Source organism: Microcoleus sp. T2B6 (assembly GCF_036700475.1).
Lineage (GTDB): Bacteria > Cyanobacteriota > Cyanobacteriia > Cyanobacteriales > Microcoleaceae > Microcoleus.
Window position 1 is genome coordinate 1 of sequence record NZ_JAUBOZ010000027.1, and the last position, 26548, is coordinate 26548.

Here is a 26548-nt window from a genome sequence, read left to right on the forward strand (position 1 = left end):
CTCCGGAGCTGTGTAAAACTCACTGTTTCTATACTATCCAATCCGGTGTCATCATTAAAAACCTACCCCTGAAAGCCGGCCCCCCCTTGGTAAGGGGGGGAGAAAGAGGGGGAGGAGATGGGGTTTCTGTTTCTAGGAGTTGTTGGGAGGCGGCGATTTGGCGGCGCAGGTTTTGGAGTTGCTGTTTCTCGGTTTCGGTGGCTGTTTTGGGGTAGATTTCGCTGTTGGTGAAAAGTTCGATTAGGTAGCGGGATTTGCTGCGTTCGATTGTTTGCAGGGCTTTGTCATATTGTTGGTGATTGATGCAGGATTGCATCATTTTTTCGTACACATCGAGATTTTGTTCGATGATTTCTCGTTTGCGGTTGTCGGATGTTATCCACTCGCGGCTTTGTTCGACTGCTTCGATGGCTTTTTCGTAGCCGAATATGGCTGTTTCCCACAAATTTTCTGCAAATCCTAAATTGCCTAGATTTCTGCCTGTTCTCAGACAATCAATTGGCAAAGCGGTGGGAGTGTCAACTTCTAAAGCTGCTTGAAAAAGTTGGATCGCCTTTTCGATATTCTCACCCCGTTCTCCCTTGATTCGGTTACGGTAAGCATTTGCCAAATTATTTTGAGTCATCGCCCAATATTGGGGAAAAGCATCGCGGGTGTAAACTTGTAAAGCAGCTTCATAAAATGCGATCGCCTTTTCGATATTCTCACCCCGTTCTCCCTTGATTCGGTTACGGTAAGCATTTGCCAAATTATTTTGAGTCGTCGCCCATTGTTGGGGAAAAGCATCGCGGGTATAAACTTGTAAAGCAGCTTCATAAAATGCGATCGCCCTTTCGATATTCTCACCCCGTTCTCCTTTGATTCTTTTACTGTAAGCATTTGCCAAATTATTTTGAGTCGTCCCCCATTGTTGGGGAAAAGCATCGCGGGTGCGAACTTGTAAAGTTGCTTCATAAAATGCGATCGCCCTTTCTATATTCTCACCCCGTTCTCCTTTGATTCTGTCACTGTAAGCATTTGCTAAATTATTTTGAGTCATCGCCCATTGTTGGGGAAAAGCATCGCGGGTATAAACTTGTAAAGCAGCTTCATAAAATGCGATCGCCCTTTCTATATTCTCACCCCGTTCTCCTTTGATTCTGTCACTGTAAGCATTTGCCAAATTATTTTGAGTCATCGCCCAATCTTGGGGAAAAGCATCGCGGGTGTAAACTTGTAAAGCAGCTTCATAAAAGGCGATAGCCCTTTCGATATTCTCACCCCGTTCTCCCTTGATTCTGTCACTGTAAGTAGCAGCCAAATTATTTTGAGTCATCGCCCAATCTTGGGGAAAAGCATCGCGGGTACGAACTTGTAAAGCTGCTTCAAAAAATGCGATCGCCCTTTCGATATTCTCACCCCGTTCTCCTTTGATTCTGTCACTGTAAGCATTTGCCAAATTATTTTGAGTCATCGCCCATTTTTCGCTATCATTATATGGGTTAAAAATTTTCAGTGCCACCTCATATCCTGCAATGGCAATTTCCATATTGCTGCTTTTGCTACCCAGTGGAAACTCTTGAATCAAGTTACTGAAGTTGAAAATATTAATAATAATTTTTCTAGCTTGGCGGAAGTTATTTTCTGCTATGATTTTAGTTGCCCATTTACGCAAAAAATCCGCAAAGTCATCATCTATCCGTTTTTCCTTGGCTTTCAGGATGGCGATTTGTGCTTCCTCGTTGGGGGAGTTGATCAGGGATTCTATCAGGTCGAAATAGGTTGGTTTTTTGCTTTTCATTGCACTACCCATGTTTGAAATACTATACATTTTTTCTGGGCTCGGCCCGGAGATGAAGAAACCGGGTTTTTGGGAGTTTTCGGGTGTTGGGCAATGATTGTCGAAAAAACCCGGTTTCTGGGCTCGGCGCGGGGATGAAGAAACCGGGTTTTTGGGAGTTTTCGGGTGTTGGGCGATGATTGTCGAAAAAACCCGGTTTCTGGGCTCGGCGCGGGGATGAAGAAACCGGGTTTTTGGGAGTTTTTGGGTGTTGGGCGATGATTGTCGAAAAAACCCGGTTTCTGGACTCGGCGCGGGGATGAATTACCCCAACCCTTCAACTAACAGATTGCGAGCACTTTCCAACGCTTCCTGCAACTTACTTGCATCGCGTCCCCCAGCTTGCGCCAAATTCGGCCGCCCGCCGCCTTTTCCGCCGCAAATTTGAGCAATTCCCCCGATAAACTTGCCAGCTTGCAATCCTTTTTTATTGACTTCAGGACTAAAAGCTGCCACCAAACTTACCTTATCCGGTTCAGGAATTGATGCCAAAACAACCGCAGCATTTCCTAACTTTTGCTGCAATCTTTCCGCCGCAGTTTTCAGCGCTTCTGTATCCACATCTCCCAATTGAGCTACAATGATTTTGAATTCGCCGAGATCCTCAGCCGCACTCAGCAACTGGTCGGATTTCGCGATCGCCAATTCCGACTTGACAGCAGCCAAATGTTTCTGAGTATCCTTCAACTCATTCTGCAAATTAGTAATCCGGTTCGGCAATTCTTCAGGCTTCGCCTTAAATCGATCGCCCAAATCACGCACCACCTTATCGCGCACGTTCAAATAGTCCAAAACAGCTTGACCGGAAACCGCTTCAATCCTGCGAGTTCCCGCCGCTACCCCCGCTTCCGAAACAATCTTAAACAGCCCGATTTCTGCGGTATTGCTGACGTGAGTTCCGCCGCACAATTCCATCGAAACGCCGGGAAAATCGATAACCCGCACCACATCGCCGTACTTCTCGCCAAACATCGCAGTCGCGCCTTTTTCTCTCGCAAGGGCGATCGGCATTTCTGCAACCTCAGCAGCGTGCGCCTCAGCAATCCAACTATTAACTAAATCCTCAATTTTCTGCAACTCTTCTGCTGTGACAGCGCGCGGAGAATTGAAATCAAATCGCAATCTCTCAGACGATACCAGCGAACCAGCTTGCGAAATCGAATCGTCCACAATTTTCCGCAAAGCAGATTGTAATAAGTGAGTTGCTGTGTGGTTAGCCTGAATTCTGCGGCGACCGCTATTGTCAATTTTCGCAGTAATACTATCGCCAACTCTCAGGGTTCCCCGTTCCACAAAGCCGAAATGCACGAAGAAATCCGATTCCTTCTTCACATCATCAACTCTTACCAACAAACCCTCTCCATTCTCTCCCTGAATGCTGCCGTTCAAATAACCTTTATCCCCTATTTGTCCGCCGGATTCAGCATAAAACGGCGTTTGGTTCAAAACAACTTGTACCTCAGTATCGGCGGCTGCTTCCTCCACAGATTTGCCGTCAACCAAGATAACTTCCACCTCAGCTAAACTCGACAATTCAGCATAACCAACAAACTCCGTTCCCTGGATTGTTTCAGCCAACTTATCCAAAGAACCCTGCACGGTCAAATCGATTGTTTGGCGAGCATCTTTAGCGCGAATTTGCTGTTCCTTCATCGCCGCTTCAAAGCCGTCCAAATCCACAGTAATTCCCTGTTCCTCAGCAATTTCTTGAGTCAGTTCTAAGGGGAAACCGTAGGTATCGTAAAGAGTGAAAGCATCTTTACCGCTGATTTGTTGGTTGGTTTGCTGTTTTGTGCGATCGACAATTTCCTCCAGCAGCTTCTCTCCGCGTTCCAAAGTCTTGAGAAACTGCGCTTCTTCCCTTGCCAATTCCGCCTTAATTTGAGCTTCCCGCAGTCGCACGTTCGGATAAGCAGCTTCCGAAAGGGCGATCGCACTTTCAGCCACCCGCACCGTAAATTCGCCCTGAATTCCAATCAGTCGCCCGTGGCGCACCACCCGGCGAATCAACCGGCGCAAAATGTAACCCCGACCCACATTCGACGCGCGAATTTCGTCCGCAATCATGTGCACCACAGCCCGAATATGGTCGCCAATTACTTTCAGCGAAACCTTGACTTTTTCATCGCTATTGTGGTAATCAATCCCGGCAATTTCCGCCGCCGATTGAATGATCGGAAAAATCAAATCTGTTTCGTAATTATTGGGGACTTTCTGGAGGATTTGCGCCATCCGTTCCAGTCCCATGCCAGTATCAATATTTTGATTTTGCAGCGGTGTTAAATTGCCCTCTGCATCCTTATTGTACTGCATGAAAACCAGGTTGTAGAATTCGATAAACCTGCTATCATCTTCGAGGTCAATATGGTCGCCTCTTTCTGGGTGAAAATCATAGTAAATCTCCGAACACGGGCCGCAGGGGCCAGTCGGGCCGGATTGCCAGAAATTGTCCTCTTCTCCCATGCGCTGAATGCGATCGCCCGGAATGCCAATTTCATCGCGCCAAATCGCAAAAGCTTCGTCATCTTCTCGGAAAACACTAACAACCAAATTCGACGCTGGTAAACCGAAAACTTCGGTGGAAAGTTCCCACGCCCAGGCGATCGCCTGTTTCTTGAAATAATCCCCGAAACTGAAGTTACCCAACATCTCAAAAAACGTGTGGTGGCGGGCGGTGCGGCCGACATTTTCGATGTCGTTGGTGCGGATGCACTTTTGAGAAGTCGTGGCGCGCGGTGATTCGGCGGTGCGCTGTCCGAGAAATATCGGCTTGAATTGCAGCATTCCGGCGATCGTCAGCAACACCGTCGGATCTTCGGGCACCAAAGAAGCACTCGGCAACATCTTATGTCCCCGCTGAGCATAAAAGTCGAGGAATGTTTGGCGGATTTGGCTGCCACTGAGAAACTTAGGAGAAATAGTCATGACAAGAACTGTTAAGAATGTAAAGATGTAGCAACAATAGAATTTATAGGACTTTTGCACGGGTGTCCAGAAACCGGGTTTTTCAACCAAAATACTTGCTTAAAATCCTCAATCTCGGTGAAAAAACCCGGTTTCTTTGTTCGGAGTGCGTGAGTGCTAACTTACATCTATTTGGATATTCATATCATTATACTTAGTAATGTAAAGACCTATCAAGTTTTGCAAATAGTGCTTTACTCCTCCGAAAGGCCATGCTAACTTAATAATAGACACCGGGACAGAAAGAGAAAGGATGTCGCTATATTTAGAAAGAAAGTTCGAGGATATAGGCATGGTGTCTCCGGTCTAGATTCCGAGGCGCAGCAGAAATTAACCGAACACAACTTGGAATAGTGGCGAACTGCCGATCGAGCAGTCAAGCCAAACCGCAGTCGAGTCAGACTTATTGTGGTAGCGGATTAAAAGTAAAGCTGCACAAGTTGTAAACCCTAGTAAGTAACAGTTCTCAATCGGAAACACATCTCGTTTGTTAGAAAAAACAAAGCTCTCATATTATTGGGTCTGGTCGCTGTCGATCGGGCCCTATGAATTTTTATAGGGCCTCGCAGGAGAAGAGGCTTCGAGGGGGAGAGAGGGGCCGAGTTCGGCTGTATAAGTGGTTTCTGCTGAAAGAAAACTTCCCTGTGAGGCGATCGGCGAGCGATCTGTGCAGCTTTTGAGTTATATATTATATATAATGGGACGTGGAGCAAGCCCACCCGCTTTTTGCCGGGACTCCAGCGCTGTGGTATGAGGCACTGTCAAGATGGGATATCATTGAGGATGTCACTCAAGACCTTAAAACCTTCCCCGCTGTGCTGTATAGCAGCAAAATCTACGCTTCTATTAGCTTGCTGCAAGCCAAGGATAGCCAACCGCCATTTTTGGTGACAAGACCAGGCTCAAAAATTTGAATCTCAGGATATTTAGAGTCAAAACTCTAAAAAATCCCATCCCCGACGCAGGAGTGAGAGTTCAAACAATAAAAGCCCGCCCACTCAAAAAAGCTAGTGCCACCCACAACGGTAGTAAATCACTAGCACAGTTCTTAAACTCACAATGTCCAGAGATTCCAGGTAAAAGTATGCCCGAAATAACTAAAGAAGAAATGCGCGAACGGCTGGGAAATATCGACCAGATCCGCGATATCATTTTTGGAGCGCAGCTTAGAGAATACGACAATCGCTTCGATAAAATAGATTCCGACTTGTCGATGATGCAGCAAGATATGCAAACTCGCATCGAACAAGTAAGAACAGTTCTTTCAGGAGAAATGAGGGCTGCAGTTGATTCGTTAGAAAAGAAAGTTAAATCGCTCACCTCAAACACCCAAGAAGAAAGCGCAGATATCCGTCAGCAAGTCGATCGCATTAACCGCAAATTCTCCAGCAGCGTGGAAGCCCTCGACGAGGCTATAGACAATCAAACCAGTTCGCTTCGCGACGAACTCTCCAAAACCAGAGATCGACTATCTGAAGAAAGCCGCACTTTGAAAACACAAGTGTTTGAAGAACTCGATCGTCGCTTTTCTATGCTCAGAGATGTTAAAGTTTCTAGAGACGACATGGCAGAAATTCTGTTTGAACTCGGCATGAGGCTCAAAGGAACAGAATTTGTACCCGAACTTAAAGGCGTTGCGGATAATAAGTTAAATACCGAATTTCTGTTGCCGGAGCGCCACCATAACGGATAATAACGCATGGCTTTACCGAAAGAAAATCCGGCTGACGAAAATGAGTTAGAGGGTTTTGTTTCTCAACCTGACGAGTCTGCTGCATCTGCAGCAACCCAGCTAGAACCCTTGCTGAATCTGTTAGTCGATCTCAAAATTATTGCGGGTTCAAACCAGCAAAATGCAGATCCCGAAGATGACAGCAGCGACGAAAAAAATCAAGCTGGGGCCCTCGGCGGGTTGATGGATTTGTTAGGTATTTCTGAGCAAGCGCCAGGGGAAGTTGCAGCGGGTGTGCCGGAAACGGGCGATCGCAAACCGGAGTCTGGCGATACGCCGGCTGTTGCAGACGAGTTCAAAAGTTTGCTGTGGGCTACTCACAAACTCAACACTTCAGAACTGGAAAAAGACTATTCCTCAGCTAAAACTATAGATGTTTCAGCGATCGCCCAGCCGGATTTGGAGAAGGGATCACAGCCTGTCGAGGAATTGTCTAACTTGACAATGAAAGATTCTATACAGGAAGTACAGGCTCAAGAATCCCACGGGTTCGATCGGCATTTACAGGATTTTTCCGCTCCCGAAACCGAGTCAAAACCATCGGAAATTCCCGATAATCCCATAGTTTCCACAGTCTCAAAGCCACCAGAAAAGGGATATTTAGATGCTGCAGTGGCTTCGGATCTAGAAATCCCAAACTTACGAGAACAGCCAGCAGAAATATTAGGACAAATTAAACAGGATTTAAATGAAGCCGACACCGCGATGGAAAGGCTGCAAAATCTGATGTTCGGCTCAAAAATGTCGGATATCGAGCAAGTCAAAAATCTGCTGGCAGAAAACGATTTGCCGGGGGTGCGCCACCTGATGGCCACAATCGACGATAAATTAGGAAAATTGGAGCACCAAATCTACGAGCCCCAAGAGTTGATTGAGTTGATGCTGCCTTGGATCGCAGAAATTCTCAGCCGCAAAGTGGCCGATTCCAGGGAAGAAGTTGTTAAGGCGATCGTGCCCATTATTGACGAAGTGATTAGGGCAAAAACTCAGGAAAACAAGTCGGCAATGAGTGCGGCAATAGCTGAGCTGCTTCCCGACGCACTTGCTCAACAAATAGTGAATTCCCCAGCGGATATTGCTAAGGCGATCGCCCCAGAAATCGGTCTGGCCATTAAAGAGCAAATTCGCCTTGACCAAGAGTCGATCGCTCAAGCCCTCGCACCGGAAATGGGCAAAGCGATTACAGCCCAAATAAAACTCGAACGCGACTCTATGGTGGATGCGCTCTATCCCGTAATTGGCAGTACAATTTCCCGATACATGGCAGAAGCTATCAAGACAATCAATGAAAAAGTGTCAAATGCCATCAGCGTCGAAGGATTCAAAAGAAAAATTCGCTCCAAAGTACAAGGAGTCTCCGAAGCTGAATTAATCCTCAAAGAATCAATACCCTTTACCGTCCAAGCAGCATTCTTAATTCATAAAGCATCAGGCTTGATTATTTCCGAAGATCAAAACTCAGAAAGCTACCAGTTAGAATCAGAAATGGTAGCCGGAATGCTCACAGCTATTCGCAGCTTTGTTAACGAGTGCATCGTGCAGCCGGGAGAATCTTCCGAACTCAATCAAATTGAATACGGCGACTCAAAAATTATCCTAGAAGTAGCGGGATATTGCTACATGGCCGTCGTGATTAAAGGAGAACCGCCCCACTTATTCATCAAAAAAATACGACAAACCGTTACTAATCTCATCCTTAATTATGCTAAAGTAATTCACGAGTTTAACGGCGACCCCGGTACTATACCGGAGTCGCTGCACCCGTACATAAAAAGTTTATTCGATCCGCTACAAACGGAAAAATCAACAAAACCCCCGATCGCCCTAGCGGCGATCGGTTTAGCCGCCTTGAGCTTAATCTTAGTACCTTGGGGAATTTATCAGTACCGCAGCAGCGTTGAGCGCCGCCTCGAAGCAAATGCCATCGCAGCTTTAGCATCCACTCCCGAATTAGCAGTTTACCGCTTAGATGTTGCAGTTGATGGCAAAACTTTAAAGCTAACCGGCAAGTTGCCAAATCAAGAATTGCGGGCACAAGCCGAAAAAATAGCCGCATCAACTGCACCGAAATTGCAATTAGATAATAGAATTCTAGCTGTAGATGTCCCCCCAGATCCAGTTTTGACTGCGGCCGAGGTGCAGCGGATTACCGCCGTTTTGAATCAGAAAGAGGGCGTTTCTATTTCTACGCGGTATGGCGATCGTAAAGTTACTGTAGAGGGCACAGTTAGAGAGGGTGCAGACGGACAGAAAATAGCTAAGTCCCTGAAGCAAATTCCCGGTGTTCAGTCGGTAATAAGCACAGTTAAATTAGAACCCCTGAAAATTACAACCCGCATCTACTTCGAGCCAGGAACCACAAAATTAGACTCTACACATGAAGAAATCATCGCCAGTGTCAAAAAATTCATGGATCAATATCCTCAAAAACAGATTAAGATAATTGGGCACAGCGATCGAACTGGGGAAATTTCTACAAATCAACAGTTGTCGCTGAGGCGTGCCGCAGCAGTGCGAGATGCTTTAGTGCGGCAGGGTGCTGACCCAAAGCGCCTCCAAACGGTTGGCATCCCCCATCCTCCTGCCGACGTGGAACCCAATCAACCACGACTTTTAAGCAGATGCGTGGTATTTGAACCAATAACTAACACCATAAACAGTAAATAATTATGTCAGTTACTATATCTAAAAAAATGTGTATGATCGGCGATTTTGGCGTGGGCAAAACCAGCCTGATCCGCCGTTTTGTCGATCGGCAATTCACCGACCAATACCTCTCCACCGTGGGAGTAAAAATTTCTCGCAAAAACGTAGAATTAGAAAACGTAAAACAGCGGGAAAACGTGACTGCACAGTTGCTGATTTGGGACTTAGAAGGGCATACAAAATTCAAAGGAATAGCACCGACTTACTTGCAGGGAGCTAGTGGCGCTTTAATCGTTGCCGATGTCAGCCGATCCGAAACAGTTGAGCGAATCTCCGAACACATTCAGCTTTATTCTTCCGTCAATCCTAAAGGGTCAATTATCGTCGCTTTGAACAAAGTAGACTTAATTGACGAGGAAAAATTGGCGCTGCTAGTGGAAATGTCCCATGCGATAGGTCAAGACAAAGTAATAGCAGTTTGCACGACATCTGCTAAAACCGGCAAAGACGTTGACGAAATTTTCTACAAACTAGCTTACACAATGGTAGAACAAGTATGAACCCCCTGTTAAGAAAGCTGTTAGGCCCGCGACAAACACAGTATTTTCTAGTAAATCACCATTTCATCATTCAGGAAACCTCCGCCGAAGTGCAGAATTATGCCGATACTCCGGGCGACGCGATACCAGGTGCAGATGCTCGCCTGAGTTTTCCTGAACTGATTGGCATTGAAAATATCCTCATGTCTATCATTATGGGACGGCTCCCTGGTTTTGAAATCAAAGGTATCGCTCGGTTTGCCGACCCGAACCGCCCTTTATACTTTGATATGTTGGCTATCAAATATGAAGAAGAACAAGAATATGTGCCAAGTAAATTGCTAATTTTGATTGAAGATACCACCGAAAAGATGGTAATGAAGCAATCCTTGATTCAGAGGGCGAATGAAGCTAATCTTTTGGTTAGTGCCTTAGCCGCTTCTAAAGATTATATAGATAAAGTTATTCGTTCGATGGGCGATGCTTTGTTGGTGACAACAACATTAGGAAATATCAAAAGAATCAATCAATCGTCCCAATGGTTATTTGGGTATAGCGAAGCAGAATTAATCGGTCAGCCCCTGTCTTTAATATTACTAGAAGAAACCTTAATCTCCCAAGCTCGCCACCGCTATATTTTGTCTCATAAAGAGCTGCGTAGAGAACTAGAAATAGTCTGCACTACTAAAGCAGGAGAAGAAATTTGGGTAGAATTTTCCTGTTCGGCAATTCAGACAGAATTAGAGGGACTTTACGATTTAATTTATATAGGCAGGGACATCACAGAACGCAAACAACAAGAAATAGAAATTCGCCGCTCTTTGGCAAAAGAGCAAGAACTCAGACAGGTAAAATCTCGTTTTTTCTCGATGATTGCTCACGAATTTGGCAATCCTTTAAATACAATATTATTTGCTACTAAAATCCTCCAAGACTACGGCGACGAAATCACCCACGAGGAAAAACAAGAATACCTCGCACACGTTAAATCCGCATCTAAACACATGGCTCAGCTATTAGATGACGTGCGGTTGCTCAGCAGCGCCGAAGCAGGAAAACTCGAATTCTATCCCGCACCAGTTGACTTAAAACAATTTTGCAGCGAGTTAGTAGAATCAATTACAATTAGTTATGGAAAAAATCATACAATTAACTTTATTTATCAAGAATTAGTTACGCCAGCGAAAAAAGATGATAGCGACTCGCAGGAAACGCAACAGTTGCCCGCACTAGATCCAAAATTGCTGCGGCACATATTGACAAATTTGCTGTCAAATGCTGTCAAATATTCGCCCCTCGACAGCCATATTTATTTGGAATTAAATTGTCAGAATAATGAAGAAGCTATATTTAAAATTAAAGATGCAGGCATTGGCATTCCTCTCGAAGACCAGGAACAACTCTTTGAATCTTATTATCGAGCGAAAAATGTCGGAAAAATACCCGGTACAGGACTGGGTTTATCCATAGTCAAGCAGTGTGTAGATTTGCACGGAGGTCAAATCGAATTTTCCAGCGAGATAGGGTTAGGCACTACCTTTATAGTCAGAATTCCCTTTGAGAAACAGAGATAAATATAGCCTTTCTCAGTAACATGAGGTGCTCTCGCGGGCATAGGGCATAGGCCTCCCTGGGCATAGGGCATAGGCCTCCGTGGGCATACCTCACCAAGATGGAGAACCGCTATAGATTGATTTTCGATAATTCGATACACAGGGCGCATTCACTACTAAGAATCTCAAATGAAAACCTTGTTAAAAAAACTGTTAGTTCCCCACCACTTGGAATACCTAGCACTGGATAAAGACTTTTTAATCCAAGAAATCTCTCTGCAAGTGCAGCGGTTTGCCGACTGTCCCGACGAAGTAGTCGCCGGCAACGATGTTCGCATTCCCTTTCCAGAATTGGTGGGAACTGAAGAAATTTTAATCGATATTTTTGAAAAACGTTTGCCAAATTTTGAATTAAAAGCGATGACGCGACTATTAGAAAATGGTTCGCGGCTTTATTTTGATATGTATATCGTGGAGTTCACCAATGACGAGAATTATCAGAGATTAATTATATTTTTTCAAGACGTAACCGACAGGATGGCTTTAGAACAAACTCTCGTCCAAGCTACCAATGAAATGGATATTTTATTGAGTACCTTAGCTGCTACTAATAATTATGTTGAAAAAATTATTACTTCAATGGCGGAAGTTTTGTTGGTAACAACAGCATCGGGAAAAATTAAAAAAATCAATCAAGCTGCTCAAGATTTGTTCGGTTACAGCGAATCAGAATTAGTAGGGCAGCAAATAGACGCTATTGCTGCTTTTGGCTCCTCTTTGCAAGCAGTCAGCCAAGAGGAGTCTCAACAATTGCAAACTCACGCCGAAGTAATTTGCAGGGCAAAAAGCGGAGAAAAGCTAACAGTTTCGTTTTCCTGTACGGCGATTTCGACTGATATTAAAGGTTTTTCTGGCTCTGGGCCCGCCCTTCAAGATTTCGTGTACATCGGCCGCGATGTCACAGATAGACAGCGCGCCCGCAAGCGACAAATAACTCAGTACGTCGCCACTCGCATCCTGTCGGCATCCGAAACAATCAAAAAAGCTATAGCAGCAATTCTCCCCGTAATTTGTGACAGCTTGGGATGGGATACCGTCGAACTTTGGATGCCAGAATCCGGGGAAAAACTGCTGTCAGAAACTAAGAGAATAACTGCGGTTTCCGATCCCAATTTGCTTCGGTGCGTCGCCAGTTGGACAAAACGCTCAGTTTCTATCCCCAAATTTGCCGAATTTACCAAACAAATGACTTGTGCGTTGGGCGAAGGATTGCCCGGTTTCGTTTGGGCTAGCGGTTCAGCTCAGTGGATTGCAGATGTCACAAAAAGTGACAGTTGTCTGCGCCGAGAAATCGCTGCTGAAGAAGGACTGCACGGAGCTTTTGGTTTCCCAATTTTGGGTGGCTACGAGCAGGAAAATTCTGCAAGATATGTGTTGGGGGTGATGACCTTTTTCAGCCGCGAAGTGCAGTGTTTTGATGAAGAATTGCTCCAGACAATGGCGACAATCGGTAGCCAAATCGGTCAATTTATCAAGCGCAAGCAAGCGGAAATAGCTTTGCGGGAAAGCGAAGAACAACTGCGAGACTTATTTGAAAATGCTACTGACTTAATCCAAAGTATAGGAGCGGACGGTCATTTTTTGTATGTAAATCGGGCTTGGCGGGAAACTCTGGGCTACAGCGAAGCAGAAATTGCTCAAATGACGGTTTTTGATATCATTCATCCGAACAGTTCGCCAGATTATCTGGATATATTATATCAAGCTATTATCCAAAAAACGGTCAATGAAACTACACTGTATCCCGACTCTATTGAACTAACATTTATTACTAAATATCATGAAAATATTTTGCTGGAAGGCAGCATAAGCTGTAAATTTGCGACAGGTTCGCTAGTAGCGATTCGCGCTATCTTGCGAGACATTACTGCACGAAAAATAGCCGAAGACGCCCTAGCAAAATCTGTGTCCCTGCTGCTAGCAACTTTTGATTCTACTGCGGACGGTATTTTAGCCAATGACAGGAACGGAAAAATAGTCACTTTCAATCGACAATTTGTGGAAATGTGGGGCATAACTGATGAAGTGATGGCACTGCGAGACGACGCCACAACGATCGCCTTTGTGCTGAACCAACTCAAAGACTCCCTAGCATTTGAAGAAAGAATACAATCGCTTTACGAGCAGCCCGAAGCCGAAAGTTACGACTTGTTGGAATTTCAAGACGGCAGATTTTTTGAACGCTATTCGCAACCGCAGCGGCTGGGAGATACAATTATCGGCAGAGTCTGGAGTTACCACGACATTACGGAACGAAAACAAGCAGAAGATGCCCTGCGGGAAGAACAAGAAAAATCCGAAAAGCTGCTGTTAAATATCTTGCCCAAGGCAATAGCAGAACGCCTCAAGCAAAACGAAACTACTATTGCCGAATACTTTCCTGAAGTGACTGTTTTGTTCGCCGACATTGTGGGGTTTACTGCTTTGTCTGCAGTCATGAATCCGATCGACCTCGTGGAGCTCCTCAATAAGATTTTCTCAGGATTCGACCTTTTGTGCGAACGGCACGGCCTAGAGAAAATCAAGACCATCGGCGACGCATACATGGCAGTAGGAGGACTGCCTGAACCCAGGCCAGACCACGCAGAGGCGATCGCCCAAATGGCACTAGATATGCAAGCAGAAATAGCCAGATTTAATGCTAGCCATAATAAATATTTTAGCATCCGCATCGGCATTCACAGCGGCCCGGTTGTTGCCGGAGTAATTGGCATCAAAAAGTTTATTTACGATTTGTGGGGCGACACAGTAAATATTGCTTCCCGCATGGAATCTCACGGTTTGCCTTGGCGGATTCAAGTCAGCGAAACTACTTATAAGTTATTAGAACACAAATATGTATTTCAGGAGCGGGGAACTATTCAAGTTAAAGGCAAAGGGGCCATGAAAACTTATCTGCTCATTGGCAAAATATAAGGCCGGTCATCAGTCATCAGTCATCTGGCTGATGACTACAAGTGTTGCTAAAGTTAATTAGCAATACTTTTTGACCAAGACTAATGGAACTTGCTAATTTGTCGGCCAATTTACGATCGCCCGACGAAGCTGTCGATCGGCATCCTGCCACGGTTGCGCCCTCAACTTGCCTCGGTGATGCGATCGCCCTGATGCGTCGGGCGAGCAACCCTTGCCCACTGCCTAATTCACCTGCACTTCCCGACTCAAACGAAACTGTAAAAGCACCGATTAGTTGCCTCTTAGTTGTCGATGAAAATCAGCTAGTGGGACTGCTAAGCCCGGAAGATGTGCTGAACTTAGCCGCGGCCGAATACGGATGGCAAGGCATGAAAGTTGCCGACGCAATGACGCGGAATTTAATTGTCTTACAAGAATCAGAATTTAGGGATATTACTACCGCATACAAGCTATTTTGTCAATACTCGATCGATTGTTTGCCAATTGTAGATGAACGGGGTCAGCCAGTAGGTTTAATCAGTGAAAAAAGGATTCGCCCAGCAATGTATAGCTGGATGGAGGCACTGCACCAAGAAGCGGCAAAACTCCAGGAACAATGCGAACTGTTAGACGGAAATTGTGAACTAGAAAAACGAGTCAGCGATCGCAAAAATGCCGAAAATGCCATGCGGCAGAGCGAGGCGCGCTACCTGGCGATTGTGGAAGACCAAACCGAACTGATTTGCCGCTACCTCCCCAACGGTAAAATAACTTTTGTCAATCAAGCTTACTGCCGTTATTTCGGCCTGCAGCAGTTCGACTTACTCGGCAAATGCTTCATGTCGCTGCTGCCAGAAGCAGACCGAGAAATTTTTCAACAGCAATATACTTCTGTGTCTCCCGAAAACCCTATTTTTACCTGCGAACACCGAGTAATTTTGCCGAGCGGGGAAATTCGCTGGCAGCAGTGGATCGATCGGGCTATATTCAACGACAGCGGACAAATCGTCGAGTATCAAGCAGCAGGCCGGGATGTCACGGATCGCAAACAAGCAGAAATCGCTTTGCAGCAGCTCAATGCAGAGTTAGAACGGAGAGTGCAGCAGCGGACACAATGGTACGAAATGGCAGTATCGGCCGGCAAAGTGGGGGTTTGGGACTGGAATTTGGAAACCGATGAAATCTACATTGCTCCCTCTTTGAAAGCTTTGTTGGGCTATCAGGACGCAGAGATTCCCAACCGCATGGAAAATTGGGCATCTCACGTTCATCCCGACGATCGAGTTGCAGTCGCCGACGCAGTAAATGCTTATCTAGAGGGTTTGACAGAAATTTATGAAGTAGAACACCGGATGGTGCGTAAAGACGGCAGCATCTGCTGGATACTTGCCCGCGGCAGCGCGATCCGATCGGCTTCTGGCAAGGCCTTGCGCCTGACTGGCACTGACACCGACATTACCGATCGCAAATTGACCGAAGAAAAACTCCAAAAATCCGAAGCCGAACTGGTAGCGCTGTTTAATGCCATGACGGATATCGTGCTGGTTTTCGACGCAAGCGGCCGCTACCTCAAAATCGCCCCCACGGCTCCCGAACTGCTGTACAAACCGGCTCCTGAAGTGATCGGCAAAACCCTCGCCGAAATCTTCCCAGAAGCGGAAGCTAATTTTGCCCTCGGCCACATTCGCCAAACATTGGCATCTGGGGAAACCCACAGAATTGAATACAGGATGGAAATTGGCTGCAAGTTGTTTTGGTTTGATGCCAGTATTTCGCCACTGGAGATCGATCGGGTGATGTGGGTCGCCAGAGACATTACCGCTCGCAAACACGCAGAAGCTGCACTGCAAAAGAGCGAGGAAAAGTTTCGCAACTTATTTGACGATGCTCCCATCGCGCTTGGTTTGGCAAGCGTGCGCGACTACCGCACCATCAAAGTGAATGAAGCTCACCGCCAGATGTTGGGCTACAGCGATTCGGAGTTGGCTAGCATGACTTTTAGTGAACTCACGCATCCAGAAGATTTACAAGCAGATGTAGAGGAAGTCAAGCAGTTAATGTGTGGCAATATTTCTCGCTTCCAAAGGGAAAAACGCTTGATTAAGAAGAATGGCGAGCTGATGTGGGCAAACTTGACGGTGACGCTGATCCGCGATCGCGAGGGCATTCCTCTCTACAGCATGGGGGCGATCGAAGATATCAGTTATCGTAAGCGGGCAGAAATCGAATTTCAGCAGTTAAAAGAACGCCTGCAATTTTTATTGGGTTCTAATCCGGCGGTAATTTTTACCGCCGCACCGACCGGGGAATTTTGTACTACTTACATCAGCGACAACGTTCAGACAATCGTTGGCTACGAGCCGCAAGAAGTGTTAGCTGATTCTAAATTTTGGTCGATCCGAATTCACCCGGAAGATCGGCCACAATTTCTATTAAATTTTTCCGATTTGTCCGAGGAAAACAATTGCATTTGCGAGTACCGTTTTCTACACCAAGACGGAATTTACCGCTGGCTAAGGACGGAACTAAAACTATTGGTTAACAGCAGGGGTATTCCGATCGAAATTATTGGTTATGCCGCTGATATCAGCAATTCTAAATACGCCGAACTCGCTAGGGGGCAGCAGTTCGAGCAAGAACGGCTTGTGGAGGCGATCGCCCGTCGTGTGCGCCAGTCTTTGCAATTAGAGGAAATTCTCAACACTACCGTTGCCGAACTCCAGCAAGTATTATTAGCCGATCGAGTTTTGATTTATCAAATTTTACCCAAAAGCGGCGGGCGAGTAATTGCTGAAGCCGTGGCAGAAGGATGCAGCCAACTTGTGGATAGATGTTTTGACCAAGAGGCTTTTCCGGCTGAAAGTTATCAGCTTTATTTACGAGGGCGAATTTGTGCGATCTCCGAACTAGATGAGCCGTCCCTGAAACCTTGTGTGGCCCAGTTTATGAAAGAGATTCAAGTTAGGGCAAAGTTAGTAGTGCCGATTCTTCAGCACAGCCAACTTTGGGGATTGCTAATTGCCCACCAATGCGATCGCCCTCGTGATTGGAAAGAATGGGAAATTAATTTATTTCAGCAGTTGGTGAATCAATTGGCGATCGCCATTCAGCAATCTCTACTTTACCAGCAACTGCAAGCTGAACTGAGCGATCGCAAACAAGCAGAAGCAAATTTGAAAAACTCCCTCAAAGAAAAAGAAATTTTGCTCAAAGAAATTCACCACCGCGTCAAAAACAACCTCTGCGTAGTTGCCAGTCTGTTAGAATTGCAATCGAACACAGTTGCCGACCCGCAAGTAAGCAAAATGTTTGAAGAAAGTCAGAATCGCCTTTATTCTATGGCTCTGATTCACGAAAAACTGTACCGTTCGACTAACCTAGCGCAAATTAATTTTGGCGAATATCTAGAAGATTTGGTAAGTAACTTGTTTCACTCTTACAATATTAGCAACAACCGAATTCAGTTGCAGGTATTAGCTGAGCCAATTTCCTTAAATCTTGAAACCGCTACTCCCTGCGGTTTAATTGCCAATGAATTGGTTTCAAATACCCTGAAACACGCCTTTCCTGATGGCAGAACTGGTACAGTTAGTGTAGAATGCTATCAAACGGGCGATCGAGAAATCAACCTCTTAGTTAAGGACAACGGCATTGGCTTTCCTGAAAACTTAGATTTTCGGAAAACTCAGTCGATGGGCTTTCAAGTTGTCTGCACTTTAACCGAGCAGTTAGAAGGAACCATCGAAATCTCCAGAGAATTTGGTACATCTTTTCACTTGAAATTCAACGAGTTAAACTACTTTCAAAGATTGTAATGATATGAGTTTGACAGAACAAGAAATTAATATTTTGATTGTCGAAGACGAACTGTTAATTGCTAAAAACTTATCCCCTAAATTAGAAAAATTGGGATATCAAATCGCCGATATCGTTTCTTCAGGATCGGATGCCATCCAGCGCGCCCGCGAACTAAGACCCGATTTAATTTTAATGGATATAGTTATCAAGGGCGACATTGACGGCATAGAAACAGCAGCAATAATTAATCAAGAATTAGATATACCAATTATCTATACAACTGCCTATGCCGACGACGAAACTTTGCAGCGAGCCGAAAATACTGGTTCTTACGGCTACCTGCTCAAACCTTTTAAAGAAAGAGAAATGCACGCCACTATCAAGATAGCACTGAGCAAACATCAAGAAGCAGTTAATCTGAAAAAAATAATGGCGTTAGCAGCAGAAAAAAGCGAAAATAGATCGCGCTTTATCTCAATGGCTTACCACGATTTAAACACTCCTTTAACTACTATACAGTTATCGGCTGAAATGCTAGAAGATAGCGACTTGCATACAACCCCCGGAACTACCAATAAAAATGTCGCTCGCATTAAAAAAGCCGTCAGTAATATGAGTGGGTTGCTGGAAGATTTTTTAATGCTTAGCAAAGCAGAATCAGGCAAAATCTCATTAAATTTAAATCAGATTAATGCGACGGATTTATGCAATTCTATTTTAGAAGAACTGCAACCGATAGTCACCGAAAAACACCTCGTAACTTTCCGCAGCCAAACAAATCCGCTGCACGCCAATCTCGATGCAAAACTACTGCACCACCTCCTGACTAATTTGCTTTCAAACGCCATTAAATATTCTCCAAACGGCGGCAATGTCAGTTTAGAATTAAGCTGCGAAAACCAGCAAATAATTTTGTGCGTTCGAGATGAGGGAATTGGGATGACAGCGGAATATCAAGGAAAACTATTTCAGCAGTTTGAACGGGGTGCTAATGTAGGCAAGATTAAAGGATCGGGTTTGGGACTCTGCATTGTCAAACACATAGTTGACCTGCACGGCGGTACAATAAGTGTGGAAAGTGCGATCGGCAAAGGTACTACATTTATTGTCACGCTGCCTTTGTTAGTTAGTAGTCAGTAGTCCGTAGTCAGTCGTCAGTAGTCATTAGTCATGTCCGGTAAAATAAGCACAATACTTGTAGGGGCGGGTTTCACCAACAATCTATCATCCAGACTAACAATCTACATAAACCCGCCCCCACCACGCGACAGAATTTCATCGCGGACAATTCAACGGAGAGGAGATAAAAGTATCGGGGGGGCGGGTTTATGAGATTGTAGATTACAGGCAATTATTGTTAGTGAACCCGCCCCTACAAAATTCATACAAGTCTCAATCAGGCCGGACATGATATCATTTTTAAGCAAATCGATCGGGAGACAAAAGCTCGATCGCCCTATCTTCTTCTCCCCCCGCCACATTAGCAAATCGCTCAGCCAAAGCAGGTACAATAGTCAAAGGATTGCTGAGACCCGAAAAAACGTGCAATCCAGGGCGATCGGCAATCGGCCCCACTACAGGCAAATTATCAGCGCTGAATGCCACACTACACTCGTGCCAAGTTGCCGATAAACCTGCCAAATCAGGCAAAACCTTGCCGATTCCTGTACGAATTGCCGTTTCGCTGGTTTCGCGATCGACTTTAGCATTCAAATCGCTCAAAGTGCGAGACAATTGCCCGATCCGCAAACTCCCATCATTAAACTGAATTGCACCCGAATCTAAAATCGGCGACAGCAACTCTTTACCAGGTTCATCCCAAAGAAAATCTACCTCATTTCTACTCGATTTTGCTTCCAATTCAAAACGTTTTAATACCGCAGGCATCACCAAAGTCCTGAGTTTCAAATCCACAGGTGCAGTTTCCAAAATCTCGGTGCGAGTAAAATAAACTCCCACAGAAACACCCGCGGCTTTCAGTAAACTCCGACTCCAACCTCCAGCACAAATAACCGTATTTTCGCAGGCATAACTTTCCTGTACCGTCTTGACTCCCGAAATCCGATTTCCCTCTTCTATAAACCCAATTACTTCAGCAAATTCTATAGTGCCTCCCAACCTTATAAACCCTTGACAATAAGCTTTATTTGTGGAAGTCGGCGAAATGTGACCGTGACGCACAGTCAGAGCTCCGGCGATCGCACTTTTATTCAGCAAAGGTTCCAAATCGCCCGATTCTGCAACACTCAAAAGCTGCGGAACGATCGCAAATTGCGCGTAATTAGCCGCCACTTTTTCGGCATCGGAACCCGCATCAATTGTCAGCAACAAATCCAACTCGCGAAACTCAGTATCACCAGCTAATTCCGCTGATAAATTGCGGTGGCGTTCGATACCTTCCCGACACAATTGCCGAGTTAAATCAGTCGTTCCCGACCAATAAGCCAAGCCGCCATAACTAAAACGAGTAGCATTTTGCATGGTAGCATCTCGTTCCAAAAGCAGCACAGCAAAACCTTTTTTTGCCAGTTCGTAACTCAGTGCCGCACCCGTAATGCCACCGCCGACAACAATCCAATCGTAACTTTTCATGGGCAACTCAAAGGGAATGAAAATATCATGCTTAGATTTTAGCTTACGTTTTTTCGGCACCACTCGAAAAACCTCTACCTACAGGAAGAGGCTGCCTGCGATCGCCCTAACTGAAACTTCCACCCGTCGGGAGATGTTTAGGTAGAGATATTTTTCGTTCAATAGTAGGAATTAGAGTCAGCAAAAAATTAGAAATACCAGAGAGGTTTTTATGAGTATCGACAAACCAGGCAAAGATATGGAGCGCACGGTCAATCCGGGCGATCGCATTTCCGACAAACCGCAAACCATCGAAGAAAAAGCCCAGCAACTGGCGGTAGACCACGTACCCGACATCACGGGAGATGTTGTTACAGTTCCAACTTATGTGATCGTAGAAGAACCGGATGGGGAAAAGAAAGCTTTGCACCACGTCAAAGACGCCGACGAAATTTCCGACGTAATTCGGCAGGCCCGCGTTGACGAAAATGGTGAGCGGGTTTGGGATTAAGTTCAATCCAATAAAAACGGCTTTGTTGTACAAAAGTTATCAGAGAAATCATGGAAACAAATCCCAGAAATAGTACGCCCTATCCCAATCTTCCGCCGATTCTCGAAAGTGACGACGCAGAGTACCGCGACGCCGGCATTACGAGTACGCTTTCAATTGCAGGCCATCCCATCCACCCCATCATCGTCATCTTTCCGGTAGCCTTTTTAGTAGGAGCAGCGGGCACGGACATCGGTTATTGGCTGACAAGCGATCCGTTTTGGGCGAGAGCTTCGGTTTGGCTGATGGGTGTCGGTTTTGCTGCGGGGATTTTGGCCGCAATCACAGGCTTTTTAGATTTTTTCAAAGTTAAAAGAGTGCGCGATCGCAGTGCCGGTTGGTTGCACATGGGCGGCAATGTGGCGGTTATGGTACTTACCCTGATTAACCTGGTGTTGCGACAAGGAAATCCGGCTGAGCCGATCGTATATACAGGTTTAGCAATATCGATCGTCGTGGCAGCCTTGCTGGGCATTACAGGCTGGTTCGGCGGCGAACTAAGTTTTCGCCACAAAATCGGCGTCATCGGCCCTACGAGTCATAATTCCTAGGTGTCTGACCATTTCTAGTAGGGACTTCACTCCCTCTTCATTGGATAATTTAGGACTAAAGTCTTGACTACAAACTTAAAGATTGTCCCAGCCAATTGAGATAAGCATCGCTGCCAGCGATAATAGGAATAGCAATAATTTCGGGAACTTCATAGGAATGGAGTTCCTGAACTTTTGTTTTTAAAGCCTCAAATTTAGCCAAATCAGTTTTAATCAGCAACTGCCATTCTGACTCGGCATGAATCTCGCCTTGCCAAGTATAAATAGAGCGAATTGGCGACAAACTCACACAAGCAGCCAGCTTGTGTTCAACTAGAGATTTCGCGAGATTCTCCGCCTCCGCCTCCGATGCAGCAGTTACCAGCACCACCCCAAAATTAATTGTCATAACGATTTTAGATTTTAGATTAAAGAATTGATTTCAACTCATATGTTGCACCATTCTCAATTAGCTTTTTATGAACAGGCAAGATGCCTGTTCCACAAGAAAATTTATATTTTGTGGAACAGGCATCTTGCCTGTTGCTGACAATGGTGCAAGATATCATTTTCAACAGAAAACCTTGAGCTTAGTCACTTGTAGGGAAACGGCCCAGGCTACCTCCGGCGCGGATATCTGCCACGTTTAATAATTATAGGACTTACGCACCGATGCCGAGAAACCGGGTTTTTCAACCAAAATACTTGGTTTAAACTGAGATATTGCACTATTCTCAATAAGCCTTTTATGGGCGGGCAGGATGCCCACCCCACAAGAAAATTCACTCTTTGTGGAACAGGCATCTTGCCTGTTCTTGAGAAATGTGCAAGATGTAAGTTTAAACCCTAAATCTCGGTAAAAAAACCCGGTTTCTTTGTGCGCGAGAGCGTCGATTGATTTTAAAGCAGTGCGAGCGGGACGCTGACACTCACCTATAATTGCGTAGTTACCAGATTTGATATTCCCAATTACCAATTCCCCATTCCCCATTACCCATTTTTAATTTCCGTAACTTCCCAAGAATTGACTCTGCCCGCCCCAGCTAAAGAAAAATAGCGCCTAGTAGATTCCGGCAAAATAGCTCCAGCCAACAAAGCATTATCTAAATTAGCTCCTATTAACGTCGCCTCGCTCAAATCTGCCGCCATCAAATCTGCTTGACACAGCTTTGCCCAATTCAGATTTGCCCCTCTCAAACAACTTCCCCTCAACTTAGCCCCGGTTAAGTTTGCACCCGCCAACTTCACCCCCCGCAACTGAGCCGCGCTGAAATTCGCCCCCGCCAAATTCGAGCCTTCCAAATTAGCTCCCATTAGTTTAGCTTCGCTCACGTTAACGCCGCTTAAATCTGCACCGCAGAGATTCACCCCTGCCAACTGCGCTCGCCGCAAACTGACTCCTGTTAATTGAGCTCCAAAAAGTTTTGCACTATTGAGCCTTGCACCGTAAAGGTTTGCCCACTTAAAATTAGCAGCAGTCAGATTCGCGCCCAGCAAGTTAACTAATTGCAAGTCGGCGCTGCACAAATTCGCATTCCACAACACAGCACCCCGCAGGTTGGCGCCAGTTAAAGTTGCGCCGCTTAACTTTGCTCTCGGCATTTTTGCTTTTACCAAAAAAGCACCGCTGAGATTGGCTTTTGTCAAATCTGCACCTGAGAGTTGGGTTTCACCCATTTTGGCAAAACTCAGATTAGTTCTGTGCAGCAGTGCACCTTTGAGTGTTGCTTTGGTGAGAAACGCTCTACTGAGGTTGGCCCCGGAAAGATTAGCTCGCGAAAGGTTGACTCCGATTAAGATTGCTCCGCTGAGGTCTTTCCCGCTGAGGTCGGCTCCAGTAAAGTCTCTTTCTCCTTTTTCGTAATTGTTGAGCAGTTCGCTAACTTCCATAGGGCGTGATACCTTCTATGATTGGGGGGGTTTCGATCGAGAAATCTCTAATCTTAAGGTTGTTTCAGAAATTAGACTGTTTCAGAAATTAGACTGTTCCAGCGTTTGCCTCAAACGGTATAAATCCCAATAACATCACTTTCTGTTTAAAGGCAATCTCTTAATAAAGATTTTATATCTTCCACGGGGTAGCGATCCCGCTTTCGGTATTTTTGAATTAAAAATTAATGTTTCTTGACATAGATAGTCATTGCTTAACGATCGACCGTTATATCAAATCCGTTAGCATCGGAATAGTAAATTCCAGTTCACTGTTCACTGTTGACTGTTCACTGTCAACAGTGAACCGTCAACCGTCAACATCATTCCGGTGTAACCGGAAATGATATTATTCGCAACTTCAGGCGCAGCGTGCCCTTGAATCCTGCGGGAGGTTGCCAGGAACTCAAGGCCCTCTTGAGATCCTCTACGGCGTCTGTTGCTTGCAGCGTCGAGGTTTTAGTGTCGATAGCCAATCGGGCAACGCGGCCGTCTTGTACCAATAACTTCCATACCGTTTCACCGCTAACCCCCGCCGGGAGATTAACAGATTGCAGGTATTGAGTCAAATCCGCGATCGCCCCTGCATCCAACCCTTCGACGCTAACTACTTGCAGGCGAGAAGCCTTTGGCTGCGATGGTTGCAACTCACCGTAACCTCGCGGCGGCGCCATAGCAGGAGCTGGACTCACCGGTGCCGAGTTGCGATTCGAGGTAACGCTGCGAGTGCCGCCTCTAGTTGGCTCTGCCCCCTCCGACTGGAAAATACCCTCATAGTTGACACCCTGCGGCAATTCTACAGGCACTTGCACTCGACGACGAGTTCCATCTGCTTCGACTCGCACTTCTTCGCTCACAGCCACAAAAGCCGTGTATTCCGACAGCAAGCGATAAGTCAGAGCAGTATTAGTCACAGATTCCACTAGAGATTTAGTCTCGCCACCAAACATTTGATTCATTAAATCTTTAATGCGCGATCGCCCCCAAAGTTGAGCTACCGCCGGATTGCCAAAATCCGTAGCGGTTGCTGCGACTGAAGTAGACTCCCGCTGCCGCCCGCCGGATTGAGCAAAATTAACCGGTAAAACTTGCTCGTAAGCTTTGCCGCCCGCAAGAGTGCCGCGGATGCGAAGTTGGCCGGCGGCTCGATCGGTCTTTTTGCCAAACAAAACCAGCGGCCCACTCGCAAACAAGTCTGGCGGTGCGATCGGATAAATCTCCGGTTTTTCCCCCATTCCTTCCCAACTAATTTGAATATTAGTCAATACCGGACGATTAATTTGACTAAAAAACTTTTCTGCTGCTTCTGCTGACGGTTCATCTTGACGAATTACTTGAGACGTGCCTCTTCCCACTTCCGCCAAACGGTTGAGCAAAAACCGATTCACCGAACCGCCAACACCAAAACTATAAAGTCGATTTCCCGGTTTCAGACTCTGCTGAACCAGAGCCAGCACTTCATTTTCATTACCAATGTAACCATCCGTAATTAATACAATACTCCGCAGCCTTCCCGTAGCCGCCGCCGGAAAATTCATCACTGCTTGAATCCCGTTAAGCAGTTCACTTCCTCCGTTAGCCTGCAACTTTTCGATATAATTAATTGCGCTTTGTCGATTTTCTGCCGTATTCGCTAAAGGAGTAGTTGAAAGCGCTTGCGTAGTGTTGGCAAAATCAATAATAGTAAAAGTATCGTTGGGATTCAGTCCTTGGATGAAGCGGCGCATCAACTCCTTAGATTTTGCTAGTGGTTCGCCCTTTTGAGAACCGGAAGTATCCATCAGAAACACGACATCTTTAGGTACAATTTCATTAGTTTGGTAGTTTAATGCCGGAATCAAATAAGTAGCAAAATGACCGCCCCGCTGGTCGGATTGAGTCAAGACAGTTGAGCGCGTATTTTCGCCCGCCACTCGATAGCGCAAAATTAAATCTTTATTGGGAATTGTGTCAGAATTGGCTAATTGTACTTGCACAATATTTCCCCTGCGGTCAGTTGTAATTTGATGGGAAGTAGAGCGGACATCGCCGATCGCAACTCCGGCATCTATTTCTACCGAAACAGCAATATTGTGACCCGATCGCGTTCCCGGAGGCAAGACAGGCGGGTTAATGCGATCGGCACCAGAACGATCGCCCCCCCTTAGCAAGGGGGGGTTGGGGGGGGTCGAATTTCTCGAAATATAGCGCGGCCCTACCACCATTGGAAACACAAATTCGTAATCGCCGCCGACAAACTTGAGACTTTCGGTGTAGCGAATCGTAACTTCAATTTTTTCTCCCGGTTTGATATTAGCCAGAGACTGAGTAAAAATATTATCGCGTTCTTGTTCCAACAAACCTGCACTCCGGCCTTGCTTTCTGGCTTGTTCGTACATTTCCAAAGCTTCCTCGCGGCGTTTGATATCAGCTTTAATAATTCGTGAGCCTATTTTAATTTCCATATCATCCACCGCCGCTTCATCGGGCAAAGGAAATACATAAACAGCTTCTATAGATTCGGGAAAAGGATTTTCAAACTTCTGAACAACTTCGACGCGGGAGATATTGCCAGCTATTTTGGCTTTAACTTCCGTCTGCTTGAGAGGAAAGACTTGTTCTGAGGTCGTATTGGGAGTTTTGACGAACAAACCGCCGACAGGACACCGATTTTGTGGCGATCGTCCGCCATTGCAATTAACATCGTTACTAGCGAGGATTTTCGGCGACACAGACGAATAATTTTCCCCAAGAGCCTTGGCCCGCGCCCCATTGGGAGCGAGCCACGCGCCGCACTCGTTAGCGAAGCCCTCGAAGAGGATCGCCGCGATCAATGCGATACCAGCAGAAAGCAACCGTTGAGGGGATAGAACGCAGACAAACTTCATAGCTGTTGTTTTTAGCAGACTTGAGGTGCTTTGTTTACCATGACTTTACCCTTTGCAAAACGTTCCTGAGTTAGCTTTTTGGGAAAAATGAAGAA

At 45.8% G+C, this 26548-nt stretch carries 17 protein-coding genes; 10 read left to right on the forward strand and 7 right to left on the reverse strand.

What is annotated here, in order from left to right:
- Positions 1-28: 28 nt before the first annotated feature.
- Complete coding sequence (locus QUA00_RS14335; RefSeq protein ID WP_333410035.1) at positions 29-1780, reverse strand: tetratricopeptide repeat-containing protein; 1752 nt, start codon at positions 1778-1780, stop codon at positions 29-31.
- A 303-nt stretch (positions 1781-2083) separates the two neighbouring features.
- On the reverse strand, positions 2084-4744 hold the full coding sequence (alaS, locus tag QUA00_RS14340; protein ID WP_333410036.1) for an alanine--tRNA ligase: 2661 nt from the start codon (positions 4742-4744) through the stop codon (positions 2084-2086).
- Positions 4745-5487: 743 nt separating this feature from the next.
- On the opposite strand from alaS, the gene QUA00_RS14345 reads away from it, so the two are divergent.
- The 8 genes from QUA00_RS14345 (at position 5488) to QUA00_RS14380 (ending at position 19146) form a co-directional block, all read left to right on the forward strand.
- Positions 5488-5697 (forward strand): hypothetical protein, encoded by a 210-nt coding sequence (locus QUA00_RS14345; RefSeq protein WP_333410037.1) that lies wholly within the window; start codon positions 5488-5490, stop codon positions 5695-5697.
- A 170-nt stretch (positions 5698-5867) separates the two neighbouring features.
- Positions 5868-6476 carry a hypothetical protein gene (locus QUA00_RS14350; RefSeq protein ID WP_333143226.1) on the forward strand — a complete coding sequence of 203 codons (609 nt, stop codon included), beginning with the start codon at positions 5868-5870 and terminating at the stop codon, positions 6474-6476.
- A gap of 6 nt (positions 6477-6482) precedes the next feature.
- Complete coding sequence (locus tag QUA00_RS14355) at positions 6483-9182, forward strand: OmpA family protein (protein ID WP_333410038.1); 2700 nt, start codon at positions 6483-6485, stop codon at positions 9180-9182.
- Positions 9183-9184: 2 nt separating this feature from the next.
- Positions 9185-9721: a Rab family GTPase gene (locus tag QUA00_RS14360; RefSeq protein WP_333305700.1), complete on the forward strand. Its 537-nt coding sequence runs from the start codon at positions 9185-9187 to the stop codon at positions 9719-9721.
- Positions 9718-11274, forward strand: coding sequence for a PAS domain-containing sensor histidine kinase (locus QUA00_RS14365; protein ID WP_333410039.1), 1557 nt, complete (start codon positions 9718-9720; stop codon positions 11272-11274). The genes QUA00_RS14360 and QUA00_RS14365 overlap by 4 nt, the downstream gene beginning before the upstream one ends.
- 168 nt (positions 11275-11442) lie before the next feature.
- Positions 11443-14229 (forward strand): adenylate/guanylate cyclase domain-containing protein, encoded by a 2787-nt coding sequence (locus QUA00_RS14370; RefSeq protein WP_333410040.1) that lies wholly within the window; start codon positions 11443-11445, stop codon positions 14227-14229.
- A gap of 83 nt (positions 14230-14312) precedes the next feature.
- Positions 14313-18023, forward strand: coding sequence for a PAS domain S-box protein (locus QUA00_RS14375; RefSeq protein WP_333410041.1), 3711 nt, complete (start codon positions 14313-14315; stop codon positions 18021-18023).
- 4 nt (positions 18024-18027) lie between these two features.
- Entirely contained in the window at positions 18028-19146 is a 1119-nt protein-coding gene (locus QUA00_RS14380; RefSeq protein ID WP_333410042.1) for an ATP-binding protein, read from the forward strand.
- Positions 19147-19425: 279 nt separating this feature from the next.
- Here QUA00_RS14380 and QUA00_RS14385 read toward each other — a convergent pair whose 3' ends face one another.
- The gene (locus tag QUA00_RS14385; protein ID WP_333410043.1) at positions 19426-20598 is read right to left on the reverse strand and encodes an FAD-binding oxidoreductase; all 1173 of its coding nucleotides are present in this window, start codon (positions 20596-20598) and stop codon (positions 19426-19428) included.
- A 211-nt stretch (positions 20599-20809) separates the two neighbouring features.
- On the opposite strand from QUA00_RS14385, the gene QUA00_RS14390 reads away from it, so the two are divergent.
- A complete protein-coding gene (locus QUA00_RS14390) occupies positions 20810-21088 on the forward strand; it encodes a hypothetical protein (RefSeq protein ID WP_333143218.1) in 279 nt (92 codons plus the stop codon).
- A gap of 50 nt (positions 21089-21138) precedes the next feature.
- A complete protein-coding gene (locus tag QUA00_RS14395; protein ID WP_333286056.1) occupies positions 21139-21678 on the forward strand; it encodes a DUF2231 domain-containing protein in 540 nt (179 codons plus the stop codon).
- A gap of 67 nt (positions 21679-21745) precedes the next feature.
- Here the strand turns inward: QUA00_RS14395 and cutA are convergent, their stop codons facing one another.
- The 4 genes from cutA to QUA00_RS14415 all read right to left on the reverse strand — a co-directional run bounded on the left by cutA (position 21746) and on the right by QUA00_RS14415 (position 26453).
- The gene (cutA, locus tag QUA00_RS14400; protein ID WP_333286054.1) at positions 21746-22066 is read right to left on the reverse strand and encodes a divalent-cation tolerance protein CutA; all 321 of its coding nucleotides are present in this window, start codon (positions 22064-22066) and stop codon (positions 21746-21748) included.
- 209 nt (positions 22067-22275) lie between these two features.
- Positions 22276-22461: a hypothetical protein gene (locus tag QUA00_RS14405; RefSeq protein WP_333410044.1), complete on the reverse strand. Its 186-nt coding sequence runs from the start codon at positions 22459-22461 to the stop codon at positions 22276-22278.
- 186 nt (positions 22462-22647) lie between these two features.
- Complete coding sequence (locus QUA00_RS14410; RefSeq protein ID WP_333410045.1) at positions 22648-23547, reverse strand: pentapeptide repeat-containing protein; 900 nt, start codon at positions 23545-23547, stop codon at positions 22648-22650.
- Between the two features lie 362 nt (positions 23548-23909).
- Complete coding sequence (locus tag QUA00_RS14415; protein ID WP_333410046.1) at positions 23910-26453, reverse strand: VIT domain-containing protein; 2544 nt, start codon at positions 26451-26453, stop codon at positions 23910-23912.
- Positions 26454-26548: the final 95 nt, after the last annotated feature.

Bases quoted from the DNA above. Each gene is read 5' to 3' on its own strand.
- QUA00_RS14335 (WP_333410035.1), bottom strand. From the start codon at position 1,780: ATGAAAAGCAAAAAACCAACCTATTTCGACCTGATAGAATCCCTGATC.
- alaS (WP_333410036.1), bottom strand. From the start codon at position 4,744: ATGACTATTTCTCCTAAGTTTCTCAGTGGCAGCCAAATCCGCCAAACA.
- QUA00_RS14350 (WP_333143226.1), top strand. From the start codon at position 5,868: ATGCCCGAAATAACTAAAGAAGAAATGCGCGAACGGCTGGGAAATATC.
- QUA00_RS14355 (WP_333410038.1), top strand. From the start codon at position 6,483: ATGGCTTTACCGAAAGAAAATCCGGCTGACGAAAATGAGTTAGAGGGT.
- QUA00_RS14360 (WP_333305700.1), top strand. From the start codon at position 9,185: ATGTCAGTTACTATATCTAAAAAAATGTGTATGATCGGCGATTTTGGC.
- QUA00_RS14365 (WP_333410039.1), top strand. From the start codon at position 9,718: ATGAACCCCCTGTTAAGAAAGCTGTTAGGCCCGCGACAAACACAGTAT.
- QUA00_RS14370 (WP_333410040.1), top strand. From the start codon at position 11,443: ATGAAAACCTTGTTAAAAAAACTGTTAGTTCCCCACCACTTGGAATAC.
- QUA00_RS14375 (WP_333410041.1), top strand. From the start codon at position 14,313: ATGGAACTTGCTAATTTGTCGGCCAATTTACGATCGCCCGACGAAGCT.
- QUA00_RS14380 (WP_333410042.1), top strand. From the start codon at position 18,028: ATGAGTTTGACAGAACAAGAAATTAATATTTTGATTGTCGAAGACGAA.
- QUA00_RS14385 (WP_333410043.1), bottom strand. From the start codon at position 20,598: ATGAAAAGTTACGATTGGATTGTTGTCGGCGGTGGCATTACGGGTGCG.
- QUA00_RS14390 (WP_333143218.1), top strand. From the start codon at position 20,810: ATGAGTATCGACAAACCAGGCAAAGATATGGAGCGCACGGTCAATCCG.
- QUA00_RS14395 (WP_333286056.1), top strand. From the start codon at position 21,139: ATGGAAACAAATCCCAGAAATAGTACGCCCTATCCCAATCTTCCGCCG.
- cutA (WP_333286054.1), bottom strand. From the start codon at position 22,066: ATGACAATTAATTTTGGGGTGGTGCTGGTAACTGCTGCATCGGAGGCG.
- QUA00_RS14405 (WP_333410044.1), bottom strand. From the start codon at position 22,461: ATGCCTGTTCCACAAAGAGTGAATTTTCTTGTGGGGTGGGCATCCTGC.
- QUA00_RS14410 (WP_333410045.1), bottom strand. From the start codon at position 23,547: ATGGAAGTTAGCGAACTGCTCAACAATTACGAAAAAGGAGAAAGAGAC.
- QUA00_RS14415 (WP_333410046.1), bottom strand. From the start codon at position 26,453: ATGAAGTTTGTCTGCGTTCTATCCCCTCAACGGTTGCTTTCTGCTGGT.